The organism is Leucobacter sp. gxy201, assembly GCF_051043335.1.
In the GTDB taxonomy this organism is placed as follows: domain Bacteria; phylum Actinomycetota; class Actinomycetes; order Actinomycetales; family Microbacteriaceae; genus Leucobacter.
This window is the reverse complement of record NZ_JAMXWS010000003.1, coordinates 55,476-68,690: the sequence shown is the minus strand read 5'-3', so window position 1 is coordinate 68,690 and position 13,215 is coordinate 55,476. Positions and strand designations below refer to the sequence as shown.

Annotated in this window: 13 protein-coding genes; 4 read left to right on the top strand and 9 right to left on the bottom strand. The window is 64.1% G+C overall.

The annotated features are described in order from the left end of the window. Positions 1-2: 2 nt before the first annotated feature. The 3 genes from NHL51_RS05395 to NHL51_RS05385 form a co-directional block, all read right to left on the bottom strand. On the bottom strand, positions 3-209 hold the full coding sequence (locus tag NHL51_RS05395) for a DoxX family protein (RefSeq protein ID WP_434142318.1): 207 nt from the start codon (positions 207-209) through the stop codon (positions 3-5). A 205-nt stretch (positions 210-414) separates the two neighbouring features. Next, the gene (locus NHL51_RS05390; RefSeq protein WP_434142317.1) at positions 415-879 is read right to left on the bottom strand and encodes a GNAT family N-acetyltransferase; all 465 of its coding nucleotides are present in this window, start codon (positions 877-879) and stop codon (positions 415-417) included. Between the two features lie 106 nt (positions 880-985). Next, a complete protein-coding gene (locus NHL51_RS05385) occupies positions 986-2,182 on the bottom strand; it encodes a benzoate/H(+) symporter BenE family transporter (RefSeq protein WP_434142316.1) in 1,197 nt (398 codons plus the stop codon). 111 nt (positions 2,183-2,293) lie between these two features. On the opposite strand from NHL51_RS05385, the gene NHL51_RS05380 reads away from it, so the two are divergent. From NHL51_RS05380 to NHL51_RS05370, 3 genes are all read left to right on the top strand, one after another. Next, the gene (locus NHL51_RS05380; RefSeq protein ID WP_434142314.1) at positions 2,294-3,673 is read left to right on the top strand and encodes a PLP-dependent aminotransferase family protein; all 1,380 of its coding nucleotides are present in this window, start codon (positions 2,294-2,296) and stop codon (positions 3,671-3,673) included. Positions 3,674-4,042: 369 nt separating this feature from the next. Then, complete coding sequence (locus NHL51_RS05375) at positions 4,043-4,723, top strand: hypothetical protein (RefSeq protein ID WP_434142313.1); 681 nt, start codon at positions 4,043-4,045, stop codon at positions 4,721-4,723. Beyond that, complete coding sequence (locus NHL51_RS05370) at positions 4,720-5,523, top strand: hypothetical protein (RefSeq protein ID WP_434142311.1); 804 nt, start codon at positions 4,720-4,722, stop codon at positions 5,521-5,523. The genes NHL51_RS05375 and NHL51_RS05370 overlap by 4 nt, the downstream gene beginning before the upstream one ends. Before the next feature lie 106 nt (positions 5,524-5,629). Here NHL51_RS05370 and NHL51_RS05365 read toward each other — a convergent pair whose 3' ends face one another. Next, a complete protein-coding gene (locus tag NHL51_RS05365) occupies positions 5,630-6,430 on the bottom strand; it encodes a hypothetical protein (protein ID WP_434142310.1) in 801 nt (266 codons plus the stop codon). A 107-nt stretch (positions 6,431-6,537) separates the two neighbouring features. On the opposite strand from NHL51_RS05365, the gene NHL51_RS05360 reads away from it, so the two are divergent. Next, a complete protein-coding gene (locus NHL51_RS05360; protein WP_434142309.1) occupies positions 6,538-6,792 on the top strand; it encodes a hypothetical protein in 255 nt (84 codons plus the stop codon). A 21-nt stretch (positions 6,793-6,813) separates the two neighbouring features. Here the strand turns inward: NHL51_RS05360 and NHL51_RS05355 are convergent, their stop codons facing one another. The 5 genes from NHL51_RS05355 to NHL51_RS05335 form a co-directional block, all read right to left on the bottom strand. Further along, positions 6,814-7,179 (bottom strand): sulfate permease, encoded by a 366-nt coding sequence (locus tag NHL51_RS05355; protein WP_434142308.1) that lies wholly within the window; start codon positions 7,177-7,179, stop codon positions 6,814-6,816. A gap of 200 nt (positions 7,180-7,379) precedes the next feature. Next, the gene (locus tag NHL51_RS05350) at positions 7,380-8,327 is read right to left on the bottom strand and encodes an abortive infection family protein (protein ID WP_434142307.1); all 948 of its coding nucleotides are present in this window, start codon (positions 8,325-8,327) and stop codon (positions 7,380-7,382) included. 27 nt (positions 8,328-8,354) lie between these two features. Next, on the bottom strand, positions 8,355-11,870 hold the full coding sequence (mobF, locus tag NHL51_RS05345; protein WP_434142305.1) for a MobF family relaxase: 3,516 nt from the start codon (positions 11,868-11,870) through the stop codon (positions 8,355-8,357). Positions 11,871-11,961: 91 nt separating this feature from the next. Then, complete coding sequence (locus NHL51_RS05340; RefSeq protein ID WP_434142304.1) at positions 11,962-12,522, bottom strand: hypothetical protein; 561 nt, start codon at positions 12,520-12,522, stop codon at positions 11,962-11,964. 18 nt (positions 12,523-12,540) lie between these two features. Next, positions 12,541-13,209: a FadR/GntR family transcriptional regulator gene (locus NHL51_RS05335; protein ID WP_434142303.1), complete on the bottom strand. Its 669-nt coding sequence runs from the start codon at positions 13,207-13,209 to the stop codon at positions 12,541-12,543. Positions 13,210-13,215: the final 6 nt, after the last annotated feature.

Here is a 13,215-nt window from a genome sequence, read left to right as displayed (position 1 = left end):
GATTACAGGAAAGTGAAGATCAGCACAGCGAAGGAAAGAGTGAGCATGCCCAGGCAGTTCACCCAGAAAGATTGACCGGTGAACCGCGCTCGGATGTGTGCGGCGGCCGCCGCGATGAGGTAGACCACGACCCCGACATTGGCCGCGAAGGCAATCCTCGGCACCCAGATGCCGACGATCAGGCCGACGGTTGCAAGATTCTTGATCACGATCAGTGCCCACCACCAGTCTCAGGGCACGCCGACCCCGTCGAGACAGTCTCGAATGGACTTCGGTGGCTGAATCGAGGCGATAACGTCGAAGAGGAGCGCGGCGGCGAGAATCGCCGGGAGTCACCAGGGATCGGGGATCAAGATCATGACGGGAGCTCCTCGTCGGTGCTGACTATGGCGATGATTCGGCGAAGTTCACGCATCACTTTCGTGTCGACTCGGCGTCGTAGGTCACCCAGGCGGTTCGGGTGGCGAGGGTGTTGTAGAGGGCTTGGGCCTGGTGGTTGTCCTCCGCTGTCATCCACTGCACCCCAGCGTGCCCCTCTGCGGCGGCCATGTCGGTGAGGCGTCCGATGAGTGCCCGTCCGACGCCGTGGCCGCGAGCGGCGGGAACGGTGAAGAGGTCGTCGAGGAAAATGTGACTCGTGCCGGTGTAGGGCGACGAGAATCGGCGGTGATGTGCGAAGCCGAGGATCTCGCCGTCGGCTTCGGCGACGAGTGCTTTGCACTCGTGGGTCGGATCCATGAACCAGCCCCATGCGCGGGAAACGACTTCTTCGGATGCTTCGAGCTTGTAGAACGAGCGGTAGGCGCGGAAGAGGACGCGCCACTGATCCTCATCGGCGGACGAGAGGAAACGAACGGTCGGTGCGATCGTGGTAGTCATTGAGGGGTCCTTCAGTGGTGGGTTGTGGGCCGCCGCTGCAACGGCGTCCCGCGGAGCGGGCGTGTGATGAGCGCCGACTCCTCGAAGTGGGATTGTGGTTGCTCGCTTATTGCGTCATGACAGCCTCGTTTCCCGCGCTGGGCCGTTGCGCATGCTCTCGGCGCGGGGCCAGCACGAGGTAGACGGCGCTGCCCGCGAGCAGACCCCAGCACGCCGCGCCCACGCTGAGGATGACGACCCCCGACATGGTGACCGCGAGTGTCGTGATCGCGGCCATGCCCGTGCGGGTGTCACCGCTCATCGCACTCGTGAGCGCGGTGAGCGCTGAACCCAGCAGCGCGACGGCGGCAACAACAGCGACGGTTTCGCTGGGGATCGCCTGGAACCCGGTGACCAGCACGCCGCCGAACGAGCCGACCAGCAGATACGTGAGGCCACCCGAGAGGCCCGCGATGTAGCGTTTGGTACGGTCGGGGTGGGATTCGGGGCCGAGCGCGATTGCGGCGGTGATCGCGCCGAGGTTGATGCCGTGCGCGCCAAACGGCGCCAAGGCCGCCGACACTGCGGAGATCGTGCCAACGAGCAGGCGGTCGCTCGGCTTGTAGCCCTGCGAGTGCAGCAGCGCGAGGCCGGGCGCGTTCTGCGACGCCATCGTGACGATGAACAGCGGCAGTGCCACACTCACCAGCGCGGCGGGCGTGAAGACGGGCATCGTGAACACCGGGCCACCCAGGGTGAGCACTGGCGCGACGTCATGGAACGCCCCGGAGGCCCAGGTCGTTGCGAGACCCGCCACGAGCGCCGCCAACACCGCGAAGCGATCGAAGAAACGCTTACCGAGAAAGAACGTGACCACGATGCTGCCCGCGATCAGCGGAGCACTCGCGAACGCTCCCGCCGCGGTCACAACAAAGGGAAGCAGAATGCCGGCGAGCAACGCTTGCAACACGGGGCCCGGCACCCTGGCGAGCAACCACCCGAACCAACCCGTGAACCCCACGACCGCCGCAGCAACCGACGCCACGAGGAATGCGCCGACGGCCTCGGCGAATGAGAAGCCGCCGAGGGAGGCGATGAGGAGCGCGGCTCCCGGCGTCGACCAGGCCACGATGACCGGGATGCGAGTGAAGAGGCTGAGCACGATGCTGCAGACGCCGTTGCCGATCGACAACGCCCACACCCAGGAAGCCGTCTGCACTTCATCAAGGCCCGCCGCTCTGGTCGCCTCGAGCACGATCAAGAATGGCCCGGCAAAGTTGATGAGTGCCGAGAGGAACCCCGCGACCACGGCGGAGATGGACACATCCCGCAGGACAGCAGCTACCCGGCTCATACCCGTGCAGACCCCGTGACGACAACTGGGCATGGCGGTAACGGACTTGTCAAATAGTGAGTAACGTTATCTACTAGCTTCATGTCCAATGATAACAGAGCGTCGGAGATCGCGGCTCGGCTGCACCAGCGGGTAGCAGCGGCGCCTACCGGAGAGAAGCTCCCCGGGGTGCGAGAACTGTCCAGGGAATTCCAGGCGAGCGCCGCCACAGTCTCCGCTGCCCTCTCCGAGCTCAGCGCCATGGGACTGGTGCGTGCCGAGCCCGGCAGGGGTACCTTCGTGGCCGAGCGCATGCGGCTCGCCGAGCCGGACTTCGCGTGGCAGTCGCAGGCGCTCGGCCCCGCCCGTGTAGACGCCGACCGGGCATCGCGCCTGGGCGGTTACGGCACGCCCGAGCACATCCCGCTCTCATGGGGGTACCTCGCCCCCGAACTCCTCCCGCACGACGACCTGCACAGGATCGGCTCGCGAGCGGCCAAAAGCAACAGGGCATGGATGATGACCTCGCCCGCAGGATCGCCGGAGCTTCGCCGCGTACTCGCCGCCGAGTATCGAGCTGATCCCAGCGACGTGCTCATCGTCTCTGGAGGTCAGCAGGGTCTCGTGTTCACGATGCGCACCCTCGCCGAGCCGGGCTCTACCGTGATCACCGAGAGTCCGAGCTACCCCGGCGCGATCCTCGCGGCACAAAGTGCGGGCCTCACCATCGCGTCCGTACCTGCCGACAAAGAGGGAATCATCGTCGAGCGTCTCGCTGACGCGCTCGAACGCACCCGCGCCCGCGTGATCTACCTGCAACCCAGTTACGCGAACCCGACCGGCGCGGTGCTCAACCCGGAACGCCGCACCCAGGTACTCGAACTCGCAGCTCAACACGGGGCATTCATCATCGAAGACGACTGGGCCAGGAACCTCGGCATCGACGGGCGCACACCGCCAGCGCTCATCACCGAAGACGCCAACGGCCACGTCGTCACCGTCACCACGCTCTCGAAGGCCGCCTCTCCAGGGCTCAGGCTCGGTGCGGTGATCGCACGCGGCCCCGCCGGTGACCGACTCCGCGCCTCCCGCACCGCAGACGACCTCTGCGTCGCTCCCATGGTGCAAGAGATCGCCCTGAGCCTGCTCACCTCGAACATCTGGCCACGACACCTCAAGCGCCTGCGCACCGAACTCGCAGAACGCCGCGACGCCCTGGTTGCTACGATCCGTCAGGTCTTGCCGAGCGTTCGAATCCAGAGCGTACCGAGCGGAGGTATCCACCTGTGGGTGCGACTACCTCACGGGGCCGATACCAGGCAGATTAGCGCCGACGCCTACGCCGTCGGGGTAATCGTCGGAGACGGGCGACACTTCTTCGTCGACGAGCCCCCAGCCCCGTTCCTCCGTTTCTCCTACGGCGCAGCCACCCCCGCCCAGATCACTGAAGGCATCGCACGACTCGCTCGCATCATCGCCTAACGCGCCGCCGAATCGACACGGCTCAACGGCTCGATTTCACCCCTGTTCGTTTGAACGAACGCAAGCTACGCAGTCGTAGATCCAAGGGTGGTCGTTCGCGTAAACTGGTAGCACACATCGGGGTGTACTTTCCATTCCTTGCTGATAGGAACCGAAGCGCTACAACGGCGCTGCAATGACTCGGGCGGCTGTGGCACGAGTTGAGACGCGCGATGCGCTCGTAAACTGAGAGCGCAGGCCAAGCGCGGGGTGTGACTGGTCTTGATTCTCGTCCAGCCGGTTCGATGTCGATTACGGGCGATCCTGCACACCTGAGAGCGCCTACGCCATCCAAGCGGTAGGCCAGCCTGCGGACGGGAGGAGGCCGCGGTGGCACGAGACATCGGTCCGCAAATGATGTTGGCTGAATGGCTGTTTGTGGAAACAGTTGCTGATCTGCGCGACCGCAGTGATGCCCCAGCTTCTCGGAGCCGGTACGAGCTGCTCGGCATTGCGCCGTTGCTTCGGAAACTCCTTACTGATCGCGGCGAGCCGTTACTTGCCACGGTCAAGCGGGCTCGACAGGAAGTCAAGACCGAGTTCCGAATCAGACCGTGGCAGGCGCCTGTCGGCGCCGACGATTCGCTTGAGTATCTGGTTCGACTGAGCGGGCGCGAGCTCGTCGGCGACGCTGAGACTGAGGCGCTGACGGCGGACCAGTTCCTTGCGGCGAGAGTCGGTCTGCTTGAGGGTCGTGACCTCTCGGCCAAGCTGGTCATCCGCTACTACGCCCACGTTGAAGGCGGAGTCCACTTTGGTGACCCGAAGGAAGACGGCCAAGAAGCGATGAGCAAGATGAGTCCCGTGCTGCTGGGCAACACCACTGGGCAGATCGAGATCCTTGGATATCCTGGCCAGATCGTTGTAGATGCCCTGACGCCACTGTGCGATTCCATTCTCACCTCGCCCACGATCGTTCCCGCGATGCACAGCCTCAACAGTTCCGGGTTCCACGACCATCATTGGACCACTGAGTACTTCGCCAGCCTCCGAGGTAAGGCGCGTGCGTGACGGGGCTTGCTGACAGGGCCGAGCAAATCGCGGCCTACTTGGTCGGCTACGAAACCGGCGCCGTGGTACACCTTCACGACACGGACGGCCGCCAGGCGGCAGTGGACTTCCTCCTTGAATGGCCCGACGGACGGCGGGGTGCTCTTGAGGTCACGCTCGTCACTGAAAAGGCATCTATCGCCTGGCAAGGGATGGCGATGAAAGAGGGCTGGCGTTGGCCGGCGACCAGCTCGTGGGAGTTCCGCGCTGCTGCGACGAGCTTCCCGTACAGGTTCGTACGGCAGGCCGTCCTGCGGGCTGTTGAGCTATGCGATACCTACGGGGTAGACAAACCTTCCGACTTGCCCTCGGTGGTGCTTGATGCAGAAGTTGACTTGGCGCGGTTCCTTGCCGACGATCTCGGTGCGCTTCGACGTACTCGTCTTGATCCGGGTGTGGTCATCTACCAGTCCGTACGCGCAGAGTTCGTAGATAGCGCCCCCTCCGACTTCGCTCGGGTCGTCGAGACCTGGCATGGCAAACCGCACATGGCGTCGCATCTCAACAAACTAGGGCGCACAGCAGACGTCTCGGAACGTCACCTGTTCTTGGTCCCCACGGACGACGCGCTGCCCGCCCGGTTCTTCGCCGACGACTTCCAACTGCCGACCTCGACGCCGGCCGGCTTCGAGTCCATCGATGCGCTCTGGATCTGGTCCAACTATTGGCACCGCTACCTCTCGTTCCGCAACGGCCTGTGGGCATGGATCGACTTCCCACCACGAAATCAGTCAACAGAGGACGCTAGTCGAACCGCGTGATGGAGCGAACTGCTCATGCGAAGCACCTTCTGGACGAACAGCGACGGGACGTCTGCAGCTAATCCTGGTGCGAGGAGCGGCGAACGACAGCCAAGATGATCCGTCCTCACTCCTCGACGTTCGCCTGTTGCGATCGCGGGTGCGGCGTGGCCGTGAGGTGGTTGACGAGCTCATCGAGACTTGCGGTGACGACATGGCCGAATCGTGCAGGAACCTTCGCATCTGTGAGCATCGCAGCCCATGACTTTTCCGTGACGACTATGTCGCAGTAGGGCACGGCGATCACGAGGGCGGTGACGTCGTTGAGATCGTTCCCGCTCCACTCCTTCTGCGGGTTCGCCTGCCGTGCTTGTCTGAGGCTCATCTCGACCCAGCGAGATGGCATGGCTTCGACAAGATGCGCCAGTCGATCAACGATCTCGTCGAAATCTACGCCGAGTTGTCCGCTAATCCGCAGCAGGGGGTCGATGATGTCGGCGATCGCTGTTGCCACCATGACATCGTTGAGGCGGCCTCTCCCGAGGCTCTTGAGTACATCCGCGACGTTGCGTTGGCCGTCTACGAAGCGGTCGTCGGTGAGGTGCTTCATGTCGTTCAGCACGATGCGTCGGTCATCAGGCATCCCGTCCGGTGTCGCGCCGGCCAGGATCACGCGCTCGTACTCTGGCTCAGCTCGGCGCTGAATCTCCTGCCGCACATCTGCGGGGAGAGGTAGCCCGCGATACTCGGTGGGTGCCACGTACCGCAGGCTTGGTGATGCTGCCGCGTGAGCGACCCCAAGACCGAACAGGTCGAGCTCCTCAACAGGGACATCCAGGCCGAAAGAGTCAATCAGCGCCCGCTTGATCTCCCACGGCACGATCACATGAGGTGGAGCGATCCTCAGCATTCCTGCGAGCCGCGTCATCGTGGTTGCCAGGTCCTCGCGTTTCCTACGGTCGCGCTGCTTCCCGGGCACTGCTGCCGGACACGGTGCACCTGTACCGAGCGGCTGCAGAAGGGCATCAGACGGGGTTGTCGTGGACGCTGAGTTTCGAGCGTGCGCATTGGTTCGCGACCCGTCTGGGTGCGCTCGGCGGTCGCGACCATCAGATCTACGAGATTACGGCTCCGCGGGAGGCCGTGCTTGCGACGTTTCACGCCACCCGCCGCGAACACGAGTACGTCATCGACACCGGACGCATCGAGCCCACCATGCCAGGCATCGTTGACCCAACCGACTGGGAGCGCCTGCTCGCCACGAGCGGCGAGGTGGGCCGAGAGCCCTGACCCTCCGGCCAGGATCGGGGCTTATTCCGCTGACGCGGTAGCGACGTGGGTGGGTGTGGCGCGGTTTCGTTTGCGGGCGCGTGCCTCTTGCCTGCGCACGCGTAGCAGCAGGATGAGGCTCCACGGCCCCATGAAGAGGAACTTCAGCCCGTTCCACAGCAGCAGCGCGAACAGCAGATACAGCCAGCCGCTCCAGCCATGCTCAATGAGGGTGATGCACATTGCTGCGGCGAAGACGTAGATGCCGCCGAGGAGCATGGCCGGGATTCCCCATTTGAGGCCTCGGCGGGTGGGGATCTTGTCGAGGAGAATGTTTGTCGGCATCCTGCGGCGTAAGAACGCTCGGGTGCGGATGCTCGCGTTCCACAGACGCTGTATGAGATTCATGATGGCTTCACTTTCACACGGAAACACTTCGATGTGGCTGGCCCTGTGTGAGTGAGTGCCCGAGCCTGCCCGGGCGGTCTGCTCCGCCCCTCTGTGAGGAGCTCGGCGCGTGGTTCTTCCTGCCGTCATCCACTTTACGCCGCTTCTTCGAAGGGCGGAAGTGCTGCGCTCGTGGGCTGTAAGCCGAATACGTTGAGGTACTACGTAAAGAAGGGTACGTTCTCGCTTTGCTTGGGAGAAGTTTCGTGCCAGGTATCAGCGATGAACTGAGCCGCAGCTACGGTCGAGTTAAACACGAGACGCGCGTGTCGAGATGTGGCCGGGCTTTCGTTCACTGAGCCGTGCCCGTCGCCGATTGAGTTCCGTGCTTCGGCGACGGACTGTACAAGCGTGGAGAGAGCACGCATGGCCTTGCGCACTGCCTCACTGCCGCGCTTGCTGCCGTCCACAGATCCGGCGTTAATGGCGAGCGCGGATGCGACGCTCGAGAAGAGACCTGGGAGTTCATCACGTTCAGAGAACTCGACCTCGAGGTCAGTGAGCACAATCTTGCATTGGCTTTCGAGGAGGTTCTTGCATGATGAGATCGCTGCGGCGGGATCTGAGTTCAAGTCGCGCTCGATCAGGTCGAGGTGGCGACGGAGGACGGCGTTCTCAGTGAGGTCTGGTGTCTGAGTCAATTTCAAGGTTGCCGGAGCGTGATATGCGGCGATCTGACGCCATCCGTAAATGATGCGATCTCCGAAGCGGCCTGTCTCGAACAACTCGTATCCGTCACGGCGCAGGGTGTCGTTGTAGGCAGCCACCATCGCCGCTGCAGCGTCCCTGTCGTCACGCACTCTCGGGTGGACTGTCTCGACGAGAAACTTGAGGAAGACCTCATCGTCCCCGTCACGAAGCTGAAAGCGTTCGTCGTCGAAAACCCAGTCGTCTTCCCAGTCCCAGTTGTTGACCATGTGCTGGCGTATATCACCGGCCGCATTCTTATATCTGTAGTCATTGCTCGGCAGTGCATCAAGATCGTAGATACGGGCAAGGAACTGCGGATGCTCGAGCCGCCCCGACCAGTCGTACTCGGATAGCGACAACCAGTCGAGCACGTTGGAGCGCGTGTCGCGGCTGATTCCCGCGGGGCTCATTGACGTCATACCCTCAGAATATCGGCCAATGAAGTGTCAGAGGATCGCGCGCCCCTGACTCCGGCTGGGCGGGGTGTCGGGGTGACTGTGCTCGTTCTGCAGAGCTTTCACCAGCAGAATATGGGTGCGTTCGTAATCGATGCGTTGTGCATCATCCAGCGGGCTCGCACCCAGCGGAGTGGACGCGGTGATGCCCCAACGATCCCGATACGCCGCTACTACTCGCACCGCCGCCGTCCGCGATTCCGGTGGCAGATCGTCCAGGCCTGCCATCCACGGTGCTTCGTCGTCGAGGAGTTTCTGGGTGAGTGCGTCGAGGCGCTGCTCCATGAGCTGTTCGCGCTCGGTAAGTGCCTGCTGCATGTCGGGATCGGTGATCCCGGTGGCGCGTGGGATGAGGCCAGCGATCAGCCCGGCGGCGCGCTGCGGGGAGGGCTGGTATGCCGTCGTGATGCGTTGGAGGCGGTAGCGCAGGAGGGAGCCAAGGTCGTGAACGTCGTCGAGGCCTCCGGCTTGGATGATGCGCGGCAGGAGGTCATCGATGTGGTGGCCGTCGGCTTCGAGCCTGCGTAGCTCGGTGGTGAGGATCCCGAACGCGTCGGAGTCGACGAGCTCGTCGATCGTCTCCGGAGTGAGACCCCCGGCTTCGAGAAGATTGACCCAGCGTTGAAGCCCGGCTTCTTGGGCGATGGTGTCGTACTCGGCGGCGAGTTGCTCGAGCGACCCCCAGAAGTCTTGCTCCATCACGATCGTGTCGTGCGCGGAGAGTTCCGCGCCAGGGTGCTGGAGGATGCCGTAGAGGATGCTTCGGGCAGTGTTCTGCAGGTCGTCCCGGTGCTGGTGCTCTTCGAGGTGATGCTGGTCGGTTGCGACATAGACCCGGTTGGATTCTTTGCCGCGCGTCATCGCAACGTACAGGGATTCCCTCGTGACTTCTGGTGAGTGGACGATTGCGTGCGCGGTGTCGACGGTGGAGCCTTGGGCGCGGTGTGCGGTGACGGCGTACCCGAGTTCGACATGCTCGGCGACATAGGCTGCGGGCAGGGTGATCGTGGTGCGCCACTTCGATCCTGCCCGCCGTACCGTGAGCGATCCATCATCGTTCGCGCGGGCGACCTGCCAACGGTCACCGTTTTTCACCCAGCCCCGTCCCAAGGACAGGCGGCGCTCGTTCTGGCGGGTGATGACGAGATCCCCGCGGGAGGCTTCGTTCTCGTCGTGCAACCGCACTCCGCCGAGGGCGACCTGGCCTGCGAGGATCCGGTCGGTGCGGGCACGGGTGTTGAGTTCGGAGACCGTGTCGAGGGTTTCCGCGATCAGCACGGTCTTCTTCCCCGCAGCCTGGTCTGTCTTCCAGGCTTGGTAGGCGGCTTCGAGGATCTCGTCGTACCCGCCTGGCGTGACCCGCTGGTGCGCGATGTAGGTGTCGATGACGTCGGTGTCGCCGATCCGCAACTGTAGCGAGGCCTGCTTCTCCCACTCGTTCTGGAACCGGCGCACATCGGCGAGTTCCGGGGCGTCGCCGCGGTCACGGGCGAGCATCCCGAACGCGCCGCCCGCATCCACGGCGGCGAGTTGCGCCCAGTCACCCACCAGCAGCACTTTCGCACCCACTTCTTGGGCGTGTGCGGTGATGGCGTCGAGTGCGAAGGTTCCTGCGAGGGAGGCTTCATCGATGATCACGAGCTGCCCGGCCGTGAGGTTCCAGTTCCCGCGGCGGTGCTCGTGCAACCATTTCGCGGTGTTCTCCGTCGCGATCTCCAGATCCCCAGCCAGCACATCGGCAGCGGCAGCTGACGGCGCGAGCCCGACGACGGACTTTGCTCCGTAGCGTCTCTCCCACGCACGGCGCAGGGCCAACATCGTCGTGGTTTTCCCTGTCCCTGCCGGACCGACCAGAACGTCGAGAGCGCGGCCGGAGACGCCGATCTTCGCGATCGCCTGTTCCTGATCCGGTGAGAGGGTGTGCCCGTCTCGGTTCTTCGTCTGGGCGGCCTGCTCGATCCACCCGAGCGGCACCGTCGGAGCGGTTCGCGTACTCGAGGCGGTAAGGAGGCGACCCTCTGCGGCAAGCACCTGTTCCGAGGAGTACACGGTCGACGCTTTCGGACGGAATACGCTCGTCCCGTCCTGACGGCGGAACCTCGATGGGGTCGACGCCAACTCCGGCGGGGTCAGACGCAGCGAGATACGCTCGGCCGCGTCGACGATCTGCCGGGTGATGAGGTCACGATCTTTCGGGGACGCAAACCGGAGATCCATCGTTTGACGGACCGCCTCGGCATGGAGATTCCATCGTTTCCAGGTCGCGCGCCGGTCACCGACCTGCTCCACCACGGCCTCAGCAACCGTCTCCAAATCCTCCAGGGGAATGTCATCTGCTCGCAGCAACGGCTCCGCGACGCTTCCCGCAAGGAGCGCGGACGCCCAAGTGGGGGGATCTTCACCGAGCATCCGGGCCGCACGTTCCCGCCACTGGGCGGTGAGGTCGCTGAGCGAGTGGTACTGTTTCGGGGGCCTGGTCTCGAGGGTGGCCTGTTGCCGGAATTGCCACAACAGCTTCGGGGACGGCTGTCTGCCATGCTTCTGGGCGTAGTCGGCGACGAGGCGGTCTTTGACCTGCTCGATGTCTCGGGTGCGGGAGGAGAACTCGTCCATCAGCTCCTGCGGCACCCCAGCGATCTCCCACGCGGTCGAACGCCCCGCACCACGCTCCCGCGCCTCCCACCCGACACCAAGGATCCGGGCGAGATGATCGGAAAGCACCGCGTTGTAATGCTCCGACAGGCCGGTCACCGCGGCATGAACGGCACGCGAGTCAAGGGTGCGCCACTTCCCGTCATGTGCGGCTTGGACACGGTTCGCGACGACGACGTGCGTATGGAGCTGCGGATCAGCAGCACGCGAGTCGTAGTGGTCGTAGGCTGTCGCGATCACGCCCCGCACATCGACCTGCGCGACCGCGCCCCGTGGCCCTTTCGCACCGATTCGGGTCATCGCGACATCACGCTCGAACAGCTCGAACACGTCGCCGATCGCGGAATGGTGGGCCTGGGCGATCAGTGCTTGCGTTCCGCCGTCGGCGACCGCCCACAAGGTCGAGACGGACTTCGGGACGGAGAAGGTCAGGTCGAAGCCCGCGACCGGAGCGTTCGTTGGCTTCTGTGCTTCCTCGGCCTCGATGAGGGCCTGCTGCGCTGCTCGGTCACCTGTAGTGAGGGATTTCGGAAGCTTATCGATGCGGCGCTGTGTCCGCTCGGCAGCGGTTGCGAACTTCCGGTACGGGCGACCCAACTGCTCGCCCGTGTTGGGATCCTGCCCGTGCCCCATCAGTCGCCGCAACTGCTCCTCACCAACCGGGCCACCCGCCGAGACGTCGCCAGTAAGACCGGGGAGGCCGGATCCGACCCAGAACCCGGGAGGCGTTCCCGCTTCGAGGTAGTACCTCGTCAGCGCCGAGGCAGCGTCGCGGTCACCGTCGCCGATGACGACAGAGTTCAGCAGATACCGGTACCCATCACCGGCCGCCATCACCCTGATCGACACCGTCACACCAGGCAGGTGCGCGATGACGCTGAAGAACTGTCGGAGCTACATCGAGCGCAGGGTTCCCGCTTCGAGATAGTACCGCGTCAATGTTCAATCACGCGTCGGTTGGCGACTTATGTGGCAAGAGATGTGAGAGCAGGAGCTTCACGATCAAGATTGGCGCTACCCATGCGATAACTGAGGCTGGGACGAACACCGAGGTTGTGATTGCGATCAGGACGGCGGCGCAGAGGAACGCGACGGGCTGCTTGAACGAGTCTGGTGTCAGCGTCACGACGATCGTGGCGAGCATAAGCCCTACATAGCCGACGATCGCGGTTGTCCACGGCATCTCTGGCATCAGGAGCGCGAGCGCCAGCAGGTGGACATGGCAGGCGACGAAACCGAGCGCGTTCCATCGTGGCGTGCCAGGTGCATGGAATCTACGCGAACCGGAGACGGTGGCGTTGACGACGACGCCTCCGAACATATCGAAGCCGACGATGATGAGAACGATCGAGATCCACACGTTCAAGTCAGCGCTGAACGCGAGCGCACCGGCGAAGATTGCGCCGAAAACGGCGGCACCGTACCCGAAGGCTCGCTCGCCGGGCGTGGCGTTCGGGGCGATCAGCGCCTCGTCAAGTCGCTGAGACCAGGTTCGTTTCGCGGTCACGGTGCGTCCTCCGTTCGTCTATTGGAGTGCGGCTTTGAGGGATTCGAGATGGGTGCGGCTGAGCCGGTGTGCGACTTCGGCGTCGCGGGAGGCGATGGCCTCGGTCAGATCGGCGTGCGCGTCATGATCTTCATCCTCGGAGAGGCTTCGGCCGAGGCGGAGCATGTCGATCATCGCCTGGCGCAGTCTCGGCACGAAGCTGTCGAAGAGTTCGAGCAGCACGGGATTCTCGGCTGCGGCGACGATCGAGCGGTGGAACCGCATGTCGGCATCGACGTATTCCTCTGTGCTGCCGCGGTGTTCTTGGCGGTCACTGAGCGCCTTGCGGATTGCGCGGAGCGCCTGCGGGCTACGACGTTCGGCTGCGTAGGCAGCGGCCTCGGCTTCGATGGCGATGCGGGCTTCGATCACGGAGATGATCCCCGCCCGCTGCAAGACAGCATCCCAGTCCTCGGTGACGTCGAGCGCGGTGACGAACACTCCTGCACCTTGGCGCGTCTCAAGCACACCCTTGCCCGCGAGCTGCCGGATCGCTTCGCGCACGGTCGAGCGCCCGACGCCGAGTTGCGGCGCGAGCGTCGTCTCGCCAGGGAGTCTCGCGCCGAGCGGCCACTCGCCAGCACGGATCCGCTCCATGAGCACATCGGCCGCCTGGTCTGCGAGCGGCGTTCGCTTGATCCGCACCATATTCGC

Bases quoted from the DNA above. Each gene is read 5' to 3' on its own strand.
- NHL51_RS05390 (WP_434142317.1), bottom strand. From the start codon at position 879: ATGACTACCACGATCGCACCGACCGTTCGTTTCCTCTCGTCCGCCGAT.
- NHL51_RS05380 (WP_434142314.1), top strand. From the start codon at position 2,294: ATGTCCAATGATAACAGAGCGTCGGAGATCGCGGCTCGGCTGCACCAG.
- NHL51_RS05365 (WP_434142310.1), bottom strand. From the start codon at position 6,430: ATGACGCGGCTCGCAGGAATGCTGAGGATCGCTCCACCTCATGTGATC.
- NHL51_RS05355 (WP_434142308.1), bottom strand. From the start codon at position 7,179: ATGAATCTCATACAGCGTCTGTGGAACGCGAGCATCCGCACCCGAGCG.
- NHL51_RS05350 (WP_434142307.1), bottom strand. From the start codon at position 8,327: ATGACGTCAATGAGCCCCGCGGGAATCAGCCGCGACACGCGCTCCAAC.
- NHL51_RS05335 (WP_434142303.1), bottom strand. From the start codon at position 13,209: ATGGTGCGGATCAAGCGAACGCCGCTCGCAGACCAGGCGGCCGATGTG.